Source organism: Nostoc sp. CCY0012 (assembly GCF_963920855.1).
In the GTDB taxonomy this organism is placed as follows: Bacteria; Cyanobacteriota; Cyanobacteriia; order Cyanobacteriales; family Nostocaceae; genus Cyanocohniella.
Map to the genome: position 1 here is coordinate 1 of NZ_CAWUDM010000237.1, position 1,303 is coordinate 1,303.

Genomic DNA, 1,303 nt, shown 5'->3' on the forward strand with positions numbered 1-1,303 from the left:
CAATACTGTAGCCAAATTACGAGGGTTCAATGGCTGTAGAAGCATTGTGAATACGACCAAGAGAGGTAAGCTTGGCAAAAATCTGGGATAATAAAATAGGCTCTGGTGCTTCTGGAAGCATTTTTAACATTTCCCGAACATATCGAAAACCCCGACAGTAAGCCTTAAGATCAACAATGCCAGAATCAGGATTGTCTTCACGAAACTGAGCTAGAAGATAATGAGATAAATTGACCATAAAAAATGAAAGATTTACAGCATTAGTCACAGCAGTTTGACCCCTATTCATAAAATCTTCCAATCCCCAAAACTGTTTGGCATCCCGGAAATTAAATTCGATTTGGAAGCGCAGTTTATAGTAGTCAATTATTTTTTCATATGATAAAGTTAAGTCACTAGAAAAGAGAATTACGTGACTGCGAGCATTATTTTTCAGATTGGTTTTCACCAAAATAACTACATTTAGTGGCTGGGCAAATTCTTTGTGCAGTAAAGTAGCTTGATAAATATCAGTTTGGATATCTGATTCAATACTACTTTGACACAAATATTCATCAGGTATATTACGCCAGTCCAGCTTATCTCCGTATTTACGCCGGGAACGATGATTGGGGTCAGAATGTTGGTAAGGTATATATAACGCAGAATCATGGCGCAACTTGGAAATTATGTGTAATTTTACCTGCCTAGCCATCTGCAAAGCATTATTGTTCCCAAAGTGACCATCTACGACTAAGTAAGTGAGGGGAATAAAGTTAGCTATTAACTTAAATAGCTCATTAATCATCTTCTGAATTCTCAGTAATTCAGGGGTAAAAATCACCTCCTGTTTATTTTTGTTCTTACTTCCTTTTGGTCTTCCGCGCCCACGTTTCTCTAATGCTTTTGTTTCTGGGCTTGGTGAGACAATACTTTTTTCTACATCGCTCTTAATTACCTGTTCTATCTGAATTGGAAATGAGTGTCTTTGTTGAACACTTACTAATGATAATGTAAAGAAAGAAAGACCCGATATTGGTTTACTTATTAGACTGGAAAAGAACCTATCTAATCCATAGGTCTTTTTCCCGGCTTTGCTTATTACTACTTCGTCTCCTGCCAACAAATAAACATCATTTGGGCAAAACAAATGCCGCCGAAAAAACACCCAGAACACCGTTGCCCACGGTATGACTGTACGAAAGAATCTGATTACCGTCCGATAACTACCACCACTAAGCGCCCAACGCGAAATTCCCAACATCGTTACTCGCCCACTCATGGCTAACATTGCCGTGATGATCTGGCTCAACTGCCGTATCGT

General features: G+C 38.7%; 1 protein-coding gene. It reads right to left on the bottom strand.

Annotated elements, in window-relative coordinates; all coding sequences use genetic code 11:
* Nucleotides 1–16: 16 nt before the first annotated feature.
* On the bottom strand, nt 17–1,303 hold a 1,287-nt coding region (locus ACM0OS_RS28915; RefSeq protein ID WP_414546610.1), incomplete at its 5' end, for a transposase.